The organism is Pantoea sp. alder81 (genome assembly GCF_020179835.1).
Taxonomy (GTDB): domain Bacteria; phylum Pseudomonadota; class Gammaproteobacteria; order Enterobacterales; family Enterobacteriaceae; genus Pantoea.
Genome location: NZ_JAIUDA010000003.1, coordinates 350,005 through 370,488 on the forward strand (window position 1 = coordinate 350,005; position 20,484 = coordinate 370,488).

At 53.8% G+C, this 20,484-nt stretch carries 16 protein-coding genes; 12 read left to right on the forward strand and 4 right to left on the reverse strand.

The genetic code is table 11. The annotated features are described in order from the left end of the window. The first annotated feature begins 10 nt into the window (after positions 1 to 10). From kdsD to npr, 10 genes are all read left to right on the forward strand, one after another. On the forward strand, positions 11 to 991 hold the full coding sequence (gene kdsD, locus LBW88_RS11165) for an arabinose-5-phosphate isomerase KdsD (RefSeq protein WP_224932304.1): 981 nt from the start codon (positions 11 to 13) through the stop codon (positions 989 to 991). Between the two features lie 13 nt (positions 992 to 1,004). Next, the gene (gene kdsC, locus LBW88_RS11170; protein WP_224932303.1) at positions 1,005 to 1,571 is read left to right on the forward strand and encodes a 3-deoxy-manno-octulosonate-8-phosphatase KdsC; all 567 of its coding nucleotides are present in this window, start codon (positions 1,005 to 1,007) and stop codon (positions 1,569 to 1,571) included. Further along, positions 1,568 to 2,146 (forward strand): LPS export ABC transporter periplasmic protein LptC, encoded by a 579-nt coding sequence (lptC, locus tag LBW88_RS11175; protein ID WP_224932302.1) that lies wholly within the window; start codon positions 1,568 to 1,570, stop codon positions 2,144 to 2,146. The genes kdsC and lptC overlap by 4 nt, the downstream gene beginning before the upstream one ends. Beyond that, entirely contained in the window at positions 2,115 to 2,669 is a 555-nt protein-coding gene (gene lptA / locus LBW88_RS11180) for a lipopolysaccharide ABC transporter substrate-binding protein LptA (protein WP_224932301.1), read from the forward strand. Before lptC ends, lptA begins: the two co-directional genes overlap by 32 nt. Before the next feature lie 5 nt (positions 2,670 to 2,674). Continuing rightward, positions 2,675 to 3,400 (forward strand): LPS export ABC transporter ATP-binding protein, encoded by a 726-nt coding sequence (gene lptB, locus LBW88_RS11185; protein ID WP_100704403.1) that lies wholly within the window; start codon positions 2,675 to 2,677, stop codon positions 3,398 to 3,400. 48 nt (positions 3,401 to 3,448) lie between these two features. After that, the gene (gene rpoN, locus LBW88_RS11190; protein ID WP_224932300.1) at positions 3,449 to 4,882 is read left to right on the forward strand and encodes an RNA polymerase factor sigma-54; all 1,434 of its coding nucleotides are present in this window, start codon (positions 3,449 to 3,451) and stop codon (positions 4,880 to 4,882) included. Between the two features lie 21 nt (positions 4,883 to 4,903). Beyond that, positions 4,904 to 5,191 (forward strand): ribosome hibernation promoting factor, encoded by a 288-nt coding sequence (gene hpf / locus LBW88_RS11195; protein ID WP_034826627.1) that lies wholly within the window; start codon positions 4,904 to 4,906, stop codon positions 5,189 to 5,191. Positions 5,192 to 5,353: 162 nt separating this feature from the next. Beyond that, positions 5,354 to 5,836: a PTS IIA-like nitrogen regulatory protein PtsN gene (ptsN, locus tag LBW88_RS11200; RefSeq protein ID WP_176505766.1), complete on the forward strand. Its 483-nt coding sequence runs from the start codon at positions 5,354 to 5,356 to the stop codon at positions 5,834 to 5,836. Positions 5,837 to 5,888: 52 nt separating this feature from the next. Next, positions 5,889 to 6,743: an RNase adapter RapZ gene (gene rapZ, locus LBW88_RS11205; protein ID WP_034826630.1), complete on the forward strand. Its 855-nt coding sequence runs from the start codon at positions 5,889 to 5,891 to the stop codon at positions 6,741 to 6,743. Next, positions 6,740 to 7,012: a PTS phosphocarrier protein NPr gene (gene npr, locus LBW88_RS11210; protein ID WP_200576271.1), complete on the forward strand. Its 273-nt coding sequence runs from the start codon at positions 6,740 to 6,742 to the stop codon at positions 7,010 to 7,012. The genes rapZ and npr overlap by 4 nt, the downstream gene beginning before the upstream one ends. 6 nt (positions 7,013 to 7,018) lie before the next feature. Here npr and mtgA read toward each other — a convergent pair whose 3' ends face one another. Both mtgA and arcB read right to left on the reverse strand, forming a co-directional pair. Further along, positions 7,019 to 7,741, reverse strand: coding sequence for a monofunctional biosynthetic peptidoglycan transglycosylase (gene mtgA, locus LBW88_RS11215; protein ID WP_224932299.1), 723 nt, complete (start codon positions 7,739 to 7,741; stop codon positions 7,019 to 7,021). 878 nt (positions 7,742 to 8,619) lie between these two features. Continuing rightward, on the reverse strand, positions 8,620 to 10,974 hold the full coding sequence (gene arcB, locus LBW88_RS11220) for an aerobic respiration two-component sensor histidine kinase ArcB (protein ID WP_224932298.1): 2,355 nt from the start codon (positions 10,972 to 10,974) through the stop codon (positions 8,620 to 8,622). 885 nt (positions 10,975 to 11,859) lie between these two features. On the opposite strand from arcB, the gene LBW88_RS11225 reads away from it, so the two are divergent. After that, positions 11,860 to 17,391: a glutamate synthase-related protein gene (locus LBW88_RS11225; RefSeq protein WP_224932297.1), complete on the forward strand. Its 5,532-nt coding sequence runs from the start codon at positions 11,860 to 11,862 to the stop codon at positions 17,389 to 17,391. A 66-nt stretch (positions 17,392 to 17,457) separates the two neighbouring features. Continuing rightward, the gene (locus LBW88_RS11230; protein WP_224932296.1) at positions 17,458 to 19,212 is read left to right on the forward strand and encodes a sulfite reductase subunit alpha; all 1,755 of its coding nucleotides are present in this window, start codon (positions 17,458 to 17,460) and stop codon (positions 19,210 to 19,212) included. A 54-nt stretch (positions 19,213 to 19,266) separates the two neighbouring features. Here the strand turns inward: LBW88_RS11230 and sspB are convergent, their stop codons facing one another. Together sspB and sspA are read right to left on the reverse strand one after the other, a co-directional pair. Next, positions 19,267 to 19,749 (reverse strand): ClpXP protease specificity-enhancing factor, encoded by a 483-nt coding sequence (gene sspB, locus LBW88_RS11235; protein WP_100704396.1) that lies wholly within the window; start codon positions 19,747 to 19,749, stop codon positions 19,267 to 19,269. A gap of 3 nt (positions 19,750 to 19,752) precedes the next feature. Beyond that, a complete protein-coding gene (gene sspA, locus LBW88_RS11240; protein ID WP_084934324.1) occupies positions 19,753 to 20,394 on the reverse strand; it encodes a stringent starvation protein SspA in 642 nt (213 codons plus the stop codon). Between the last annotated feature and the right edge of the window lie 90 nt (positions 20,395 to 20,484).

Sequence of the window (20,484 nt, forward strand, 5' to 3'; positions counted from 1 at the left end):
CGGACTGACCATGTCACATCAGCAACCGGATTTTGATTATCAACAGGCAGGTAAAGCGGTACTGCGCATCGAACGCGAAGGGCTGGAGCAGCTCGATCAGTATATTAATGCCGACTTTAGCCGCGCCTGCGAAATGATCATTGCCTGCCGTGGAAAAGTGGTTGTGATGGGCATGGGAAAATCCGGTCATATTGGGGCAAAAATGGCGGCGACGTTCGCCAGTACCGGGACTTCTTCATTCTTTGTCCATCCCGGCGAAGCCAGCCATGGTGACCTGGGTATGGTGACGCCTAACGACGTGGTGATCGCCATCTCTAATAGCGGCGAATCGAACGAAATCCTGGCGTTGGTGCCGGTTCTTAAGCGACAGAAAGTGCCGTTAATTTGCCTCACCAGCCGTCCGGAGAGTGCCATGGGGCGTGCCGCTGACGTGCATATATGTGTGAAGGTGCCGCAGGAAGCGTGCCCGCTCGGTCTGGCTCCGACTTCCAGCACCACCGCCACGCTGGTAATGGGCGATGCGCTGGCTGTCGCCCTGCTGGAAGCGCGCGGCTTTACCCAGGAAGACTTCGCACTCTCGCATCCCGGTGGCGCACTGGGTCGCAAGCTGTTGCTGCACGTCAGCGATATTATGCACAGTGGTGATGAGATCCCGCACGTCAGTCGCGATGCGTCGCTGCGTGATGCGCTGCTGGAAATTACGCGCAAAAACCTCGGCTTGACGGTGATTGTTGACGACCTGATGAAAATCGAAGGCATCTTCACCGATGGTGACTTGCGCCGCATCTTCGATATGGGTATCGATTTCCAGTCAGCCAGCATTCAGGATGTGATGACGCGCGGCGGAATTCGCGTGCGCCCAAACATGCTGGCCGTCGACGCACTGAATCTGATGCAAAACAAAAACATCACTGCGGTGCTGGTCGCCGATGACGATCGTCTGCTCGGTGTGGTACATATGCATGACATGCTGCGCGCTGGCGTAGTTTGAACAGGAACTAATAATGAGTGTTGAAACCTCAATGATCGATACCTGCTATGGCCCGGTCAGCGCCGATGTAATGGCGCGGGCGGCACAGATTCGCCTGCTAATTTGCGACGTCGACGGTGTGATGTCTGACGGCGTGATTTACATGGGCAACAATGGCGAAGAACTGAAAGCCTTTAACGTCCGCGATGGTTATGGCATTCGCTGCCTACTCACCTCTGATATCGAAGTGGCTATCATTACCGGCCGTAAAGCCAAGCTGCTGGAAGATCGTTGCCAGACGCTCGGTATTACGCATCTTTACCAGGGACAATCAGATAAGCTTTTGGCGTGGCGTGAACTCCTGGATAAACTGTCATTATCTGCCGAGCAAGTTGCTTATATTGGCGACGATCTGATCGATTGGCCGGTCATGGCGCAAGCAGGCTTGAGTGTGGCCGTTGCCGATGCGCATCCGGTATTACTGCCGCGCGCGCACTATGTGACTCGTATTGCCGGTGGTCGTGGTGCGGTGCGTGAACTCTGCGATCTGATTTTAATGGCGCAGAACAAATTTGAGGATGCCAAAGGGCAATCAGTATGAGTAAGAGCAGGCGTTGGATAACGCTGATTCTGGCCTTGATCGCAGTAGTGCTGATCGGCTGGAATCTCACCAACCAGGATGACAACAAAACGCCGGTGGCGACCAATTCCCAGGAACCAACCTACACCAGCGAAAAATCCCATTCTGTGGTGTACAACCCCACGGGCGCGCTGGCGTACAAGTTGATCTCGGATAAAGTGACTTACTTTGCGGCAGATGAGGTGAGCTGGTTCGATAATCCGGTTGCGACCACGTATGATGAAAACAAAGTGCCCACCTGGACAATACGCGCCGATAAGGCAAAGCTGACCAAAGATCGTATGCTGTATCTTTATGGTCACGTTGAAGTGAATACCCTGACTCAGGACTCTCAACTTGAGCGCATTATTACCGATACTGCTCAGGTTAATCTGGTCACCCAGGATGTGACATCTGACGATCAGGTCACCCTATTTGGCCGCAGTTTTAATTCCACTGGCATGAAGATGCGCGGCAATTTACGAACCAAAAATGCCCAGCTTCTTGAAAAGGTCAAAACTTCTTATGAAATCCAAAATGAAAAAAAACAGCCTTAAGTTGTTGCTGGTGAGCACCTTACTGGCGACCAGCCTGCCCGCACTGGCGCTTACGGGAGATTCTGACAAACCCGTAAACATTGACTCGGTGAATCAGGCGTTGGATCTGCAAGGCAACGTGGCGACCTTTACCGGTAATGTCATCGTGACTCAGGGTTCAATCAAAATCACCGCTGACAAAGTGGTGGTCACACGTCCGGGTGGCGACAGCAAAAAAACCATCGTCGATGCCTACGGCGCTCCCGCCACTTTCTATCAGATGCAGGATAACGGCAAACCCGTGCAGGGCCACGCCTCGAAACTGCATTACGAACTGGCGAACGATTTCGTTGAACTGACAGGCAATGCCTTCATTCAGCAGCTGGACAGCAACATCAAAGGCGATCGCATCACTTACCTGGTGAAAGAGCAGAAAATGCAGGCGTTTAGCCAGGGCGAAAGCAAGCGCGTCACCACCGTGCTGGTGCCGTCGCAGTTGCAGGACAAAAACGGCTCGTCCACGAGCCCTAAAAAGAGTAACTGATCGCTATGGCCACATTAGTCGCTGAAAACCTGGCGAAAGCCTATAAAGGCCGCCGCGTGGTGGAAGATGTCAGCCTGCAGGTAAAATCTGGCGAGATTGTCGGCCTGCTGGGTCCAAACGGTGCCGGCAAGACCACCACGTTTTACATGGTTGTCGGGATTGTGCCGCGCGATGCAGGCCGCATCGTGATTGATGATGAAGACATCAGTATTCTGCCGCTGCACGCGCGAGCGCGCCGTGGAATTGGCTATCTGCCGCAGGAAGCGTCGATCTTCCGCCGCCTGAGCGTGTTCGACAATCTGATGGCGGTGTTGCAAATCCGCGATGATTTGACGGAAGAGCAGCGTCAGGATCGTGCCAATGAGTTGATGGAAGAGTTCCACATTGAGCATCTGCGTGACAGCATGGGCCAGGCACTATCCGGTGGTGAGCGCCGTCGTGTTGAAATCGCCCGCGCTCTGGCAGCTAACCCCAAATTTATCCTGCTGGATGAACCTTTTGCCGGTGTTGACCCGATCTCAGTGATCGATATCAAAAAGATCATCGAACACCTGCGCGACAGCGGTCTTGGCGTGCTGATCACCGATCACAACGTGCGCGAAACGCTTGCGGTATGCGAACGTGCTTACATCGTGAGCCAGGGACATCTGATCGCGCATGGTACGCCTGAGGAAATTCTTGCAGATGAGCAGGTTAAGCGGGTTTATTTGGGCGAAGAGTTCAGACTCTGATAAGGTGTCGTTATCCACGACATTTGCTTAGGAAATTCAAGCAGAATTATGAAGCAAGGTTTGCAACTCAGGCTCAGCCAACAGCTGGCGATGACCCCACAGTTGCAGCAGGCCATTCGTCTGCTGCAACTCTCTACGCTTGAACTCCAGCAAGAACTGCAACTGGCGCTGGAAAGCAATCCGCTGCTTGAACAAACCGATCTGCACGAAGAAATCGACGCACGTGAACAACAGGAAAGTGACTCTTTAGATACACGAGAAGCACTCGAACAAAAAGATATGCCGGAAGAGCTTCCGCTGGACGCCACCTGGGATGAAATCTACACCGCGGGCACGCCTTCAGGCACCGGTACTGATTACCAGGATGATGAACTGCCGGTCTATCAGGGCGAAACCACGCAGTCGCTGCAGGATTACCTGATGTGGCAAGTGGAACTCACCCCTTTCACCGATACCGACCGCGCGATCGCCACTTCGATTGTCGATGCCATTGACGACACGGGATATCTCACCGTCTCCGTGCAGGATATCTGCGACAGCATCGGTGATGAAGAGTTGACGCTGGAAGAGGTGGAAGCGGTGCTGAAGCGTGTTCAGCGCTTTGATCCCGTAGGTGTCGGCGCACGTGACTTGCGTGATTGCCTGCTGGTGCAGCTTTCACAATACGCCGCTGATGCACCAATGCTGACGGAAGCGCGTTTGATCGTCAGTGAACATCTGGATCTGCTGGCCAACCACGATTTCCGTAGCCTGATGCGTGTCACTCGCCTAAAGGAAGACGTGCTGAAAGAAGCGATGCTGCTGATTCAGTCACTCGATCCCCGCCCTGGCCAATCGATCAATACCAGTGAACCTGAGTATGTGATTCCTGATGTGCTGGTACGTCAAACCAGTAAGCGCTGGACCGTTGAACTGAATTCAGACAGCTTGCCTCGCCTGAAAATCAATCAACAATATGCCGCAATGGGCGGTTCCGCGCGTAATGACAGCGACAGCCAATTCATTCGCAGTAACTTGCAGGAAGCCAAATGGCTGATTAAAAGCCTCGAGAGCCGCAACGACACACTGCTCAAAGTGACGCGTTGTATTGTCGAGCAGCAGCAGGCGTTCTTCGAACAGGGCGAGGAGTACATGCGGCCGATGGTACTGGCGGATATCGCTCAGGCCGTGGACATGCATGAATCCACCATTTCCCGCGTGACCACGCAAAAGTATCTTCACAGCCCGCGTGGCATCTTTGAATTAAAATATTTTTTCTCCAGCCATGTGAATACCGAAGGCGGTGGTGAAGCCTCTTCCACGGCGATCCGTGCCCTGGTGAAGAAATTGATCTCCGCGGAAAACCCCGCAAAACCCTTGAGCGACAGCAAACTCACCTCCATGTTATCCGATCAGGGCATCATGGTGGCGCGACGTACGGTTGCTAAATATCGCGAGTCTTTATCGATACCGCCATCAAACCAGCGCAAGCAGCTGGTTTGACCGAACGAAGAAGGAAGACCTATGCAACTAAACCTGACCGGACTTAATGTTGAAATCACTGAACCGCTGCGCGAATTTGTAAATAGCAAGTTTGCCAAACTGGAACACTACTTTGATCGTATCAATCAGGTTTATATTGTTCTGAAAGTGGAGAAGGTGACGCAGATTGCAGAGGCAACACTGCACGTCAACGGCGGAGAGCTGCACGCCACAGGGGAAGCGGAAGACATGTACGCGGCCATCGACGGATTAATTGACAAGCTTTCCCGTCAGCTGACCAAACACAAAGACAAACTGAAAAAACACTAACCTTCATGCTTGCAGAGTGCTGACCGGTTCGGCACTCAGAGCGCAAATGGGGCGGGTAAACCGCCCCGTTTTGTCATCTGCGCAAGCGCCAACGGGAGACTCGCCATCGTAGTATGAATGGCGTTAACCTTGCGGCTATGTGAACTCGCAAGTGAAACGATGATGAACAACGATCTAACACTGGAATTGAGCTCGGTCCTCTCACTGGACTGTACCCGTAGCGGCGTACACTGCCAGAGTAAAAAACGCGCGCTGGAAATTATCAGCGAGCTGGCAGCGAAGCAGCTCAATCTGCCGCACCAGACACTTTTTGAAGCCATCCTGACCCGTGAACGTATGGGCAGTACTGGCATTGGCAACGGTATTGCCATTCCTCATGGCAAGCTGGAGGAGGACACGCTGCGCGCCGTCGGCGTGTTTATCAGCCTCGACCAGCCGATCGCCTTTGATGCCGTGGACAACCAACCGGTTGACCTGCTGTTTGCTCTGCTGGTGCCCGCAGACCAGTGCAAAACCCATTTGCATACGCTGTCGCTGGTCGCTAAACGCCTGGCGGACAAAACCGTCTGCCGCCGTTTGCGCGCGGCACAGAGTGATGAAGAGCTCTATGCCATTATCACAGAAGCTCAGGAAGAACACTCTTAAGCGACAGACACATTTACCGGCGTGTTCGCCGGTTTAAAACGGGAGAAATGTGATGGTGCTGATGATCGTTAGCGGTCGGTCAGGCTCAGGAAAATCGGTTGCACTGCGTGCCCTGGAAGACATGGGTTTTTACTGTGTCGATAACCTGCCCGTGGTGCTCTTGCCTGAATTGGCGAACACCTTAACGGAACGCAATATCTCGGCGGCCGTCAGCATTGATGTGCGCAATATGCCTGAATCGCCAGAAGTGTTTGAAACGGCGCTTAATAATTTGCCCGATTCGTTTTCGCCGCAGTTACTGTTTCTGGATGCCGATCGCAACACGCTGATTCGCCGTTACAGTGATACGCGCCGTCTGCATCCGCTCTCCAGCAAGAACCTGTCACTGGAAAGCGCGATTGATGAAGAGAGCGATCTGCTTGAGCCTTTGCGTTCGCGGGCTGACCTGATCATCGATACGTCCGAAATGTCTGTTCATGAGTTAGCTGAAATGCTGCGCACGCGCCTGTTGGGCAAACGCGAGCGTGAACTGACGATGGTATTTGAGTCTTTCGGCTTCAAACACGGCATCCCGATTGATGCCGATTACGTCTTCGATGTGCGTTTCCTGCCAAACCCGCACTGGGATCCTAAGCTGCGTCCGATGACCGGGCTTGATCGTCCTGTTGCCGCATTCCTCGATCGTCACACCGAAGTGCATAACTTCATTTATCAGACGCGCAGCTATCTGGAACTGTGGCTGCCGATGCTGGAAACCAATAATCGTAGCTATCTGACCGTCGCGATTGGTTGTACCGGTGGTAAACACCGCTCGGTTTATATCGCCGAACAGCTGGCAGATTACTTCCGCTCACGCGGCAAAAATGTGCAGTCTCGTCATCGCACCCTGGAAAAACGCAAATCATGACCGTGAAGCAAGTCGTTGAGATTCGTAATAAGCTGGGCATGCATGCGCGCCCGGCGATGAAGCTGTTCGAGTTGGTGCAGAGTTTTGACGCAGAGGTGCTGCTGCGTAATGAAGCCGGTACAGAAGCCGAAGCCAGCAGCGTGATTGCGCTGCTGATGCTCGACTCCGCGAAAGGCGGTCATATTGAGATTGAAGCCAGCGGCCCACAGGAAGTGCAGGCGCTAGCGGCGGTGATTGAGTTGTTTGAAGCCGGCTTTGACGAAGACTAAGTGCCGTTAGTGCAGTTTATAGCGTGCGAGGAAGCCTTCGCCGCCTAGCTGACGCATCTGGCGCATTATCCACTGCTGGCGCATCCGTACATACCCGGAAGGCGCATCTGCACGGAAGCGAATAGGGTTTGGCAATACCGCCGCCAGCAATGCCGCTTCTGAAATTGTCAGCCGACTGGCCGGCTTGTGGAAGTATCGCTGTGAGGCTTCTTCTACACCAAACACACCGTTACCAAACTCCGCAATATTCAAATACACCGTCAGGATACGACGCTTCGTCCACACCGTTTCGATCCCCACGGTTAAACCCGCTTCCAGCCCTTTGCGTACCCAGCTGCGACCATCCCACAAGAACAGATTTTTTGCGGTCTGCTGCGACAGCGTAGAAGCGCCACGCATCTGTTCAGAGCCATCGTTATCCAGCACTTTTTGAATCGCATCGACATCAAAACCCCAGTGCTCAGGAAATTTTTGATCCTCAGAGGCAATGACGGCCAGCGCCATCCACGGAGAAATCTCATCCATGCTTACCCAATCGGAGTGCGCCACGTAATCGAACCGGCCGCTGAACCAGGCACCCAGCTGACGCTCCACCATCACCGCAGAAAACGGTACCGGTAAAAACGCAAATATCACAATCCCGGCCAGCCAAACTCCCAGCCATGTCAGCAGCACTTTAGCGATCAGCACTTTAATGCGTCGCACCATTTTCCCTTTACTCTTACTCATGCAATTTTCTCTTACCTGTTCCCTGCATTAATCAATCACTCAGGTCACAATTTTAATTACCTGCAATCCTGGACAAAACTTTATCGCTTATCGCGTGACAGTTAGAGGTAAAGCTATAACCTGCGTCATCATCGTTCCTTTATTAGAGCCAATCACATCAAGCACTTCCATCATGAGGGAATCGGTTCCATGGTGAAAAAGCCAGCAAAACCCTTACAAACGGATACTTCATGAGAAGTGATGAAGATCACATTCAAACTTTCACAATACTTAACAATAAACTTTCAAAGCATTTGAATAAGCTCACTGATAAGCGAGACCATTCCGAAAAACACGGCTGAAATCGCGTCAACATCGCCATGATTAACCCCGACGCTGGTAAAGGATTTAGCCTTCCGTTTGGTTTACATTACACCGCTAAACCTTAAACTGGAACTTTCTGCAGAGGGTTTCCAAAACGTTTTGGATAACCCACCACAACCACCTTATTTGTTAACTAATATCAGTACGTTAAGCTCACTTAAATCCGATTTTTCGGCTGATTAGGAATTTCAATGCTGCTGTCAGGCTTTTCCTGCTGATTGCTGAAGGAAATTCAGGCAAAAAGCAGAACATTTGGTCAAAAATAGTGCAATACGGCAAAGAAATTAATTCCTTACTTGACTGTGTCAGCAAATTAATGTTTTCTGTATTTAATCGCTGCTCAACATCACACAATTTAATGAATCTTGTCACAAGCGTTGGCGAATTTGTTAAGGTGATTTCGAAGCGTTAACCAATACCAAACTGTTGCTGATCTATTCGACTTCTAACGATAGCAGCAGTACCCATTTCCCTGGTGTTGGCGCAGTATTCGCGCACCCCAGTTTCGACTGGGGTCATTTTTTTCTGGCATCCGAAGATTTTTCCCGCTCTGCTACCCACTCGCGCAACACATCAACATCATGCCGCCACTCATGTTTTAGTTCGTCGATCCACTCTTGCACGTTGTCCCACCATGCTGGCAATTCCGGCGACTGGATCTGTTTCGACAGTTTCTGCAGATGCAGCAGCCCCACCGAGCCCGCCGCACCTTTAATTTTATGCCCCTCTTCCGCGATACCCTTTTGATCACGCGCCATCATGTTGGAATCCAGTACGTCGAGATAGCCCGGCATCATCTGCTCAAACATCGTCAGGCTTTGTGTAATCAATCCTGGGCCGACCAATTCGATATACTGTTCCAGCATCTCTACATCGAGCAGCATGCGCGAGTGTTCGTCTGAGGAGGCCTGAACCTCCTCTACCGGTTCACCCTGGTAATCCCAGAACTTTTTGATCATCGCGGTTAGTGCCGGCACCGCCAGCGGCTTGCTCAGCACATCATCCATACCGGCATCGAGATACTCTTTCTTATCCTTCAGCACGTTGGCGGTCAGTGCCACCAGCGGCGGTAGTGCCACGCCCGCATGGCGCTGATGAATGGCGCGCGACACATCCAGTCCGGTCATATCCGGCAATTGGATATCCAGCAGCACCAGATCAAATTCCTGCGGATCGAACATTGCCAGTGCTTCAGTGCCGGTCATCGCCACTTCCACGCTGCAGCCGAGCTTCTCCAGAACCGAACTGGCAACAATAACGTTGAGTTCAATATCTTCGACCAGCAAGACGTGCAGCGCCGGCAGCGGCATGCTGTCGTCGAGATCTTCGTCTTCCACTTCATCGGCCACACGTGGTGCTTTAATCTCAACCACAAAGCATGAGCCCTGCCCCGGCGCGCTGCTCACGCTGATGTCACCGCCCATCGCCTGTGCCAGGCGGCGTGAAACTGCCAGGCCAATACCGGTACCGGTAGCCGGTTTGCCGCCGTGCTGATCTTTCACCTGGTAATACATCGCGAAGATCTTGTCCTGCTCTTCCTGCGGAATCCCCATGCCAGAATCCTGCACTTCAAAGCGCAATGTTTCGTCCTGGCGATAGGCAACGCGCACCACAATTTCGCCCTGCTGGGTGAATTTCACCGCGTTACCGATCAGGTTCCACAAAATCTGACGCAGGCGCGTGCCGTCAGCAGAGATGATATGCGGCAGCGGTAGCTCTGGGGCCATCACGAACTTCAGCCCTTTTGGTTGCGCCAGTAACCCGGAGAGGTTTTCCAGATCGGCAAGGAAGCCGGTGAAGTCGAGCGGCTGATTATCCAGCTGCACTTTGCGGCGCTCGATTTTGTCCACTTCAATCACGTCATTAAAGATGTTGCCAAGGGTGATGGCCGAGACATGAATGGTTTTAAGGTACTTCAGCTGTTCCTGGTTAAGATCGGTATCCAGCAAAATGCGGCTCAGGCCGACAATGCCATTCAGCGGCGTACGCAGCTCGTGGCTGATAGTAGAAATAAAGGTGGTCTTCTCACGGCTGGCGTTCTCCAGCGCGTCCTGATAGCGCTTACGCTCGGTAATATCGCGACCAAAGCCCATCAGGCCACTGCGTTTACCCACGCGGTCGTAATACGGCACTTTACGGATTTCGAAGCAGGCTTTGCGCCCGTCGGGGTATTGCAGCCACTGTTCGTACGTCAGGGAGACATTATGGCGGAATACCTTCTCATCGGTCTCCAGCACCTTGGTGGCGGCATCTTCATCGTAGATATCGCGTGGCGTCAGGCCAATCAGCTGCTTCTCGCTCATGCCGGTCAGTAACTCCATCGCGCGGTTACAGCCGGAGAACTGCTTGTCGATATTGCGGTAGAACACTAAATCCGGCGAGGCATCGAGGAAGGAACGTAAGAAAGAAGATTGCTGCTCCAGCTCGATCTGCGCCTGTTCGCGACGCGCCATCTCTTCGCGCAGTTTATCCATCACCTGCTCGCGCGCCTGCTCCGCTTTAATACGGTCGTTAATTTCCTGATTCAGCTGAGCGATGGTCTCTTTCATTTGCTGATTGAGTTCCAGATCGCGCGTGCGCATCTCTTCCAGCTTGTCGACCAACTTCGTCAGGCGCTGGCGCGACTCTTCCAACTGATCCACCACCACCGAAAGAAAATAAACGGCCCAGGGCGTAATCAACAGACCAAAGAACACCGATCGCACCACGTCGATGCTTTCGACATGACCACGCAGCACCATGGTGACCGCCATCTGCACCACCATCGCCAGCACCACCAATGCCGAGGCTAGCAGCAGCGAGAAACGCACCAGCCCCAGCTTGACCATCAAATCAACGTAGTACTGCGCTAAAAGACGAATCTGTTTCATCACGAGCTCCCTGAACGAAATCTGGCTCATGATAGCGTAATTATCTCGGCACTGCGCCGACTCAGCGTGTCATTGCCTGCTGATTTTGCCTCATTATGGTGCATCGCAGCGCCATTTCGCCGATGTTCGCGTCGTTATGCGTAAATTGCTTGACTAAATCTGCCAACTGAATAATCTGGAGGGCCGCGCTTTTGCGACCCTTTTGTTACATCCCGTGCTATTCAGCCCCCCGGCAGCCATTCCATCTGATGGTTGCGTCTTGTTATTGCATATTCATTCAACTTTAGCGCTGTTTTACTCACACCCACCCTGATTAATTTTACTAATGACAGACCTATTTTGATTCAAATATGACGCCATAAGAAAAACAGATACATCCTGTGCGTCAAACCGCCCCAACAGAATTTTATGCTGATGCCATGCAGTTATTCAGCATTGTTTATATATATGAGGCGCACCTCACAGTGAGACGGCTCACACTTCATAGGGGAATCAGAATCGTCAGATTGACACTTATTTACGTAATAAATTGTTCATAATCATTAAGTTAAATCGTTAAAAAGGCTATTACCCGCATCAAAGCTGGCTATTTGACCTGAGTTCGCTTTCCCGATAAGTTGGAATTCCGCTGGATGCTTTCCAGTCGGGACTGTGTCTCGGCATATCTATGCAGCAAGAAATTCCCTCTGGATGCAAGTTATCTCCCGTAAGAGACCGGAAGTAAGAGCAGCTCATCAAGGACGACAACATAATCTCTTGAGAGCCTTTGCTCGGTATTGCGACGTCCGCGTTTAAGCGGCGAAAACGAATTTGATACAGCACGCAGCAGTGCTCTGTGCTTGAAATAATGCAGGTAATGTCAAAAGCAGTTTAAGGAGACCCTCAATGTCCACTCAAAAACCTCATCCATATGGTTTGTATGATCCATCAGCAGGAAGCGATAGCTGTGGTGTCGGGTTTATTACCCGTAAGGACGGCGAGCAGACCCATGAGATCCTGCAGATGGCGCATAGCGCACTGTGCACGGTACCGCACCGTGGCGGGATGTCTGCTGAGGGCGTGGGCGATGGCGCAGGTGTCAACGTCGACCTTTCTTTGAACTTCTTCCGCAAAGTCACCGGCCAACCGCTGGAAGCGGGTCGCTTTGGCGTCGGTAACTTCTTCGTGCCGAAAGATGCCGAGCTGCGTGCGAACGCAGAGCGTCTGGTGGAAGAAACCCTCGCTGCCCATAACTTCCCTGTGCTGATGAAGCGCGATATGCCGCTGGACGGCAGCGTGACGCGCCCTGCCGCTCTGCAATTCCAGCTGCCGATTGTGCAGTGGATCTTTGCGGCACCGCAGGAAGTCACAGAGCAACTCGAGTTCGAGCGCCACATCTATCGTGCGCTGCTGGACATCGAAGCGCGTGCCTTTACTGAAAGCGAATTCGGCGGCCTCTATCCGCTGTCGCTCTCTTCACGCACCCAGGTGTTTAAAGCACGCCTGAACTCCAATGAAGTGATTCCGTACTTCAAAGATTTGACCGATGCCGATCATCAGGTGCGCGGGCTGTTCTTCCATACCCGCTTCTCGACCAACACCGATCCGCACACCACCATGGCGCAGCCGTTCCGCCTGATGGCGCACAACGGTGAGCTGAACACCGACCGTAAAAACCGCATTGCAGAAGCTGCCCTGATGCTGGCGCGCGGTAAGAAAATTGTGCGTCCAAAAGGTCAGTCCGATAGCTCGCGTCTTGACCAGAGCATCCATAGCCGTTTGATGGAAGATAATCTCGACCTGATTAATGCCGTAGTGTCGATGATGCCGCCAGCATGGGAGAACGATACCTCGCTGTCGAATGAAGTGCGCGCGATGCTGGAGTACTTCTCCCTTTATGAAGAGAAGAATGATGGCCCGGCTGCACTGATCTTCGGTAATGGCGAAGTGATCGGGGCGCGCCTTGACCGCCTCGGCCTGCGTCCATTGCGTTCAGTCGAAACCGCTGAGTACATCGGTGCGATGTCAGAAGCCGGCCAGATCGCCTTCCCACCGGAAAGCGTACTGCGCCGCGGTCGCATCGAAGCAGGCGGCATGCTTTATTACGATCACAAAGAAAAACGCTCTTACACCACGGTGGAAGCGCTGGAAAAACTGGCCGCAGAGAAAGATTACCTTTCACTGTTGAGCGCAGCACGCGTAGACCTGCACGATCTGCCTGAAATTCAGGCGGAACAGTTAGGTTCTCCGCTGCGTTATCGTGGTGATCTGCAAACCTATCAACGTTTCGTGGCTTACTACTACAACCAGGAAAGCTTCAAATTCATGATGGACCCGATGCTGCAAACCGGCGCTGAGAAGATCTCGGCGATGGGTTACGGCAACGCCATCAATGGCCTGTCCGACCACGAAGGCGGCATGGCGCACTACTTCTCACAACGTTTTGCTCAGGTTACCAACCCGCCACTGGACTCCATCCGTGAAGCGGACGGTATGACGCTGCGCGTGGCGCTGGGTGCGAAACCGCATCTCGGCCGTAGCAAAGGTCAGCAGGTTATCGTGCCTACGCCGATCCTGACGCACCTCGACATGCTGCGTCTGCGCGAGCAAACCGTCGCACCTTATGCACGCTTTGAAATGCTGTATGAGCCAGTCGTGGGCAAAGATATCGTCAGCCGTGCGGCCAACGCCAATGCGCTGGAAAACGCCATCGATAACCTGGCACAGCAGGTCGTAGATTTCGCACGCCAGCAAGGCGGCATCGCAGTCATCACTGACCGCCACATCTCTTCGACTCACGCGGCGATTCCAATGCTGCTGATGGTTTCTGCCATTAACCAGCGTCTGGTGCAGGAAGGTCTGCGTCTGGATGTTTCTCTGGTGGTAGAAAGCGGACAGAGTATCTCCTCTCACCACATCGCAGCCACTTTAGGCTTTGGTGCGTCCGCGGTTTATCCGCTCGGCGTGCAGATGCGTGCTGAAGAGAAATATGGCGAAGGTGAAGAAGGTAACAAAGCCTTCAAACGCTATGCCAAAGCAGCCGAAAAAGCCTTGATGAAAACCATGGGTAAAGTGGGTCTCTGTACCGTTGAGAGCTACAGCTGTGGTGAGTTCTTTGAACCTAACTTCCTGAATACCGATGATCCGGTATTGAAGAAGTACTTCCCGAATATCAAAACCCCAGTGGGCGGCGCAGGCTTCCCGGCTATCGCTCAGATGGCAGCAGACTGGCATCAGAGCTCGCTGAAAATTCAGGGCGAGGCGGAAGTGCCACTGCTCGGCTTGTTCAAAGAGCGTGCGGAAGGCGCAGGTCACTCTTACGGCACCATCGCCGTACGTACCTTTATTGATATGACGGAACAGCCGATTCGCTTCGCTGACAAAGCGCGTGAAGAAGATAACTTCATCCGCCTGATGACGCTGGCCAAACTGGATAATGCCTTCAACATCAAAGCTGAGGCCTTCAAAGACAGCAGCTTCGAGCGCATCCCGAACGAGGTGATTGACTCACTGGCGATCACGCCGGATTACCGTCAATTCTCCAGCTTGATGCATGCGGAACGCAAACGTCGTCCAGCAGCACTACGTGACATCCTCGCGCTGCCGTGCGATTTGACCCATGTCGACAGCGAAGCGGAGTTTGGTCGCAAACTGGGTCGCTACTCACTGGTCAACAATGGTTTTGCCACGCGTGGACTGAAGTGTGAAGCAGTGGACGGCAGCCTGAATCAGTTCGAACTGCGCCTGATTGATTCTATCGCAGGATTGAAGCCAGAAAATGAACGTCTGGAAGCGCTGGCACGTGCCCTGAAAACGCGTTTCAACGATGACATCGAAAGCAGCAGCGTAGCCGACGGTGTATTGCACATCACCGCTTACGGTAAAGCGGCAGATTACCTGTCACTGATCTTTACCGCGCTGCCTTCGCTGCCGCTGGCAGAGATCCAACCGGCACACGAAATCACCCGTACCTTCGCCTCAGGCGCGATGAGCCACGGTGCATTGGTCGCGCCTGCGCACGAAGCCGTGGCGCACGGCACCAACATGGTCGGCGGCATGAGTAACTGTGGTGAAGGTGGCGAGCACTATTCCCGTCACGGCACCATCCGCGCGTCACGCATTAAGCAATTGGCGTCAGGTCGTTTCGGCGTCTGGGCGGCTTATCTGGCCGACCCAATGCTGGAAGAGCTTGAGATCAAAATCGGTCAGGGCGCGAAGCCGGGTGAAGGCGGCCAGCTGCCAGCACCGAAAGTCACCGTGGAGATCGCTGCAGCGCGTGGCGGTACGCCAGGTGTTGAGCTGGTTTCACCACCGCCGCACCACGACACCTATTCCATCGAAGATTTGGCGCAGCTGATCCACGACTGTAAAGCGGCGCGCGTGCGCGTCATCGTCAAACTGGTGTCTTCAGAAGGTATCGGCACCATCGCGGTCGGCGTGGCGAAAGCGGGCGCAGACGTGATTAACGTGGCAGGTAATACCGGTGGTACCGGTGCGGCCTCGGTCACCAGCCTGAAATATACCGGCCGCGTCGCTGAAATCGGTATCGCAGAAGTGCATCAGGCGCTGTGCGCGAATGGCCTGCGTGACAAAGTTCAATTGCGTTGCTCCGGAGCACAACAAACCGGTAGCGATGTGATCAAATCGGCCCTGCTCGGCGGCGATAGCTTCGAGTTCGGCACCACCGCGCTGATGATGCTGAAATGCGTGATGGCGAAAAACTGTAACGTCAAATGCCCGGCCGGTTTAACCACCAACGCCGAAGCTTTTGATGGCGATCCGCGTCAGCTGGCGCAGTACTTCGTTAACGTGGCGCAGGAAGTGCGTGAGTTCCTCGCCCGCCTCGGCTTGCGTTCACTGCGCGAAGCGCGCGGTCGTTCTGACCTGCTGCACCTGATGGATCATCCGCTGGAAGTGGGCAAACTGGATCTGCGTGCCATGTTGACCGTGGTGCCAGAGCAGAAGATCGCTAAGCCGGTCTATCTGGAAAAAGATTTTGAGCTGGATGATGGCTGGGTTGAAGAGTTGAAAACTCAGCTGATTGGCCAGGCGAGCCGCGATATCGCGCTCGGCGCAGGCATCACCCTGAATAACCGTAACAAGAGTGTTGGCGGCCAGTTGGCCATCGACATCGAGCGCATGCTGAATCATGAACTGTCTGCTGAACAACGTGCTGCACTGCCAGCGGTGTTCAAAGACGATCGTGGCCGTCACTACCTGGCACCGCGCACCGTGAACATCCACACCAGCGGATCTGCCGGCCAGTCATTTGGTGCCTTCTGCAACGATGGTATGCAAATGAAGCACTACGGCACCTGTAATGACGGCGTGGGTAAAGGTCAGTGCGGTGGCGAGCTGGTGGTGATGTCTCCAGGCGGCGGCGCGCAAGACAGCGATGGCAACGTGCTGATCGGTAACTTCGCGCTGTTCGGCGCGACCGGTGGCCGCTTGTTCGTACAAGGCCAGGCGGGCGACCGTTTTGCGGTACGTAACTCTGGTGCAACCGCAGTCGTCGAAGGCGTCGGTGATTTCTGCTGCGAATACATGACCAACGGTGCGATTTTGAACCTCGGCACCTTTGGTAAAGGCTTCGGTAACGGCATGAGCGGTGGCTTTGCTTACCAGTACGATCCGTACGGCGCATTAGCGGGACACGCGGCAGGTGACTCCGTACTGTTCGGTTCCATCGCTGACGAAGACGAACTGGCGCAGGTTCACAAGCAAGCGGTACTGACCATGCTTAACTGGCATCTGGACGCGACGCAATCTCCTCGTGCAGCCTGGCTGCTGGAAAATTGGGAAACCGAGTGCCACCACTTTGTCTATGTGATGCCGCGTTCGCTGCTGCTGTATCAAGACGGCGGCGAGATCCTGAAAGCGAAATCGCGCAAGGATCTGCTGGAAGAGCTGTCAACGTCACTGGCTGCGCATCAGGTTGCCAAGTTCAAAGCGGCATGGCGTACAGGCAAAACCATTGCGGATGGCGCAGTACCGGCTTACGGTGCGACCGATACGGCAGAGATGTTCGTATTGCTTAACAACTACACCGTACTGAGCTTCGCGCAGCAGTTGGCGCTGGGCAAACTGCCGAAAGGCACGCCAGTGGAAGATGCGGCGGTCGAGAAAGCGGTTCGTAACCTGCTGATGACCGAAGATTTTGCGCTGGTGAGCAAACTGCAACGCCATGCGCGCTCAGCGATTGAGAGCTACAGCGATGACGAACTGGCGAGTCTGATTGCGGCCAAACGTATGTCCGATTACAAAGCGGCGCTGACGCAACGTAACATTCGCTCCATGGACAGCCTGGCAACCTACGGGTGGATCATTTATCAGGATGCGCGTAACCGCGATGTGCTGGGTCATCTGCCTGATTTTGAAGAGCTGTTTGCACGCGCTGCGCTGCCAGAAATCGCCGCTGCTGTCGGGAAACTTTCCTGATAGCAGCACCAATGAATGTGTGTATATTGACTGAACATCACGAGACGGGTTTGAGTACAGATATCCATGAAGATTCCTTACATTCCTGAAGATGCGCCGTTTAACGGCGAACAGAAATACTGGCTGGCGGGTTTTCTCGCCGGTCTCCACTCGCGTCTGTTGGTATTAGAAGATAAGCAGACGGCACCTGCGGCCGGTGGCGCCACCAACACGCAGTTGCACATTCTGTTCGGTTCACAAACCGGCAATGCGGAAGCGCTGGCACAAACTGCCGCGAAAGCCGCTCGAGCCAAAGGCCTGGTGCCGGTGGTTCAGGCATTGGGCGAAGTGGATTTGGACGTGTTCGCCACCATGCGCCACGTGTTGATTGTCACCTCAACCTATGGCGAAGGCGAAATGCCGGACAACGCCCAGCTGTTCTGGCAGGCACTCTCTGCCAGCACCGCGCCGCGTCTTGAGCAGATGCACTTTGCCATCCTGGCGATTGGCGATACCGGCTACGATGGCTTCTGCCAGGCTGGTAAATTCTTCGATATGCGCCTGGAACAACTGGGTGCTAAACGCGTCTTTGACCGCATCGACTGCGACATCGACTTCGAAGAGCCGTCGAGTGCATGGATTGGCGATGCAATGCCACAGTTTGCCGCCAGTGCGGGCAGCAGCGGCACGGTATTAGAGAGCGCGCCAGAAGCACCAGTCATTCCAGGTAGCAATAAACAGAACCCTTACGCGGCTGCTTTGGCGACCAACAAGCGTCTGTCTGGCGAATCATCAGCGAAAGATATTCGCCACTTTGAATTCGATCTCACCGACAGCGGCCTGAAATATGAAGCCGGTGATGCCCTGGGCGTGATTCCAGTGAATGATGCTGAACTGGTTAGCCTGCTGTTGAGCGAGCTGAAAGCCGACTATGAAACGCCGGTTCCTGGCTTTGATCGTAATCTCGGCGACCTGCTGACCTATCAGTTCGAAATCTCTGAGCCATCGCGCAAACTGATTGAGTGGGTTGGACAGAACACCAGTAATCAGGAACTGCTGCACGTGTTGCAGCATGACGACAAAGATACCCTGGCCAACTGGCTGTGGGGCAAAGATACGCTGGACCTGCTGCAGCTGGAGCTGAAGCGCCACCTGTCTGTGCCAGAACTGGTGGCGATGCTGCGTCCGTTGCAGCACCGTGCGTACTCCATCTCTTCCAGCTCGAAAGCGCATCCAAATCAGGTGCACCTGACTATCGCTTCCGTGCGTTACCACAGTGGTGGCCGTGAGCGTAAAGGCGTGTGTTCAACCTATCTGGCTGAGCGCGTGCGTCGTGGTGAGAAGCCGGCAATCTTTATCTCGCCGAACAAAGCGTTCCGCGTACCGGCGAACACTAATGCGCCGCTGATCATGGTTGGCCCTGGCACCGGTATTGCACCGTTCCGCGCTTTCCTGCAGGAGCGTCAGTCAACCGGTGCTGAAGGCAAAAACTGGTTGTTCTTTGGTGATCAGCATCAGGAACACGACTACATCTATGAAGATGAGATGAGCGGCTGGCAGCAAAGCGGTCTGTTAACGCATCTCGACCTGGCGTTCTCACGCGATCAGGAAGAGAAGATTTACGTGCAGAACCGTATGCTGGAAAAAGGCGCTGAGCTGTACGCCTGGCTGCAGGATGGCGCGTATTTCTACGTGTGTGGCGATGCTTCGCGCATGGCGAAAGATGTCGATGCTGCGCTGTATGAAGTAGTGCGCCAGTTCGGTGGCCTTTCCAGCGAACGTGCGGCAGCTTACATCGATCAGCTGAAGAAAGATAAACGCTACCTGCGTGACGTCTACTAAGCATTGCAGACATAAAAAAACGGGCCAATTGGCCCGTTTTTTATTTCATGCGATTTACTTCACTACGCGCAATGAAGGACGTCCACCACGCGGTGGCGGTTCATCATCAGGCGAGTGATCGTTATCAGCCGCATCGTCGGGACGATCGCCATCAATCACAGACATCATCGTCTCTTCCTGACCTTCCTGCTCGTTGGTTTCCAGCTCGTAAGCCGGTTCCGGTTCGAACATGGTACCTGCACCGTTTTCACGTGCGTAAATGGCCAGAACAGCCGCCATTGGCACAGAAACCTGGCGCGGTACGCCGCCGAAGCGTGCATTGAAGCTCACTTCGTCGTTGGCGAGGTCGAGGTTACCGACAGCGCGTGGCGCAATGTTCAGAACGATCTGGCCATCACGCGCATACTCCAGCGGCACCTGCACACCAGGCAGATTGATGTCGACCACCAGATGCGGCGTCAACTGGTTGTCGAGCAACCAGTCATAGAACGCGCGCAGCAGATACGGACGACGAGCCGTTAGTTGCGACATTTCCATACATTAGCCCCGGGCTTGCAGGCGCATTTCACGTTCTGCTTCCGTTAATGAAGCGAGGAAAGAGTCACGTTCAAATACGCGTGTCATGTAGCCTTTCAGCTCTTTAGAACCCGCGCCAACCAGTTCTACGCCCATCTGCGGCAGACGCCACAGCAGCGGTGCCAGGTAGCAATCTACCAGGCTAAACTCTTCGCTCATAAAGAACGGCGTGCGTGCGAACAGTGGCGCGATTGCCAGCAGCTCTTCACGCAGTTGTTTGCGCGCGGCATCAGCTTCAGCGTTGTTACCAGTTTCGATAGCGCGCATCAGGGTGTACCAGTCCTGCTCGATGCGATGCATCATCAGGCGGCTCTCACCACGGGCAACCGGGTAAACAGGCATCAGCGGTGGATGTGGAAAACGCTCATCCAGATATTCCATGATGATGCGTGATTCATACAACGTCAGTTCACGGTCAACCAGCGTTGGTACAGTGCGATACGGGTTGAGGTCAATCAGATCCTGCGGCAGGTTATCCGTTTCAACCTGCTCGATCTCCACGCTGACGCCTTTTTCTGCCAGCACGATACGTACCTGGTGGCTAAAGATGTCAGTCGGACCGGAAAACAGCGTCATTACCGAACGTTTGTTGGCAGCGACAGCCATGAAAACCTCCAAGTTTGTTCACAAAAAGATACTGCGAATAGCCAACCACGCGGCGACTCACCTGCTCATCAGATTCGCACACAGCCAACG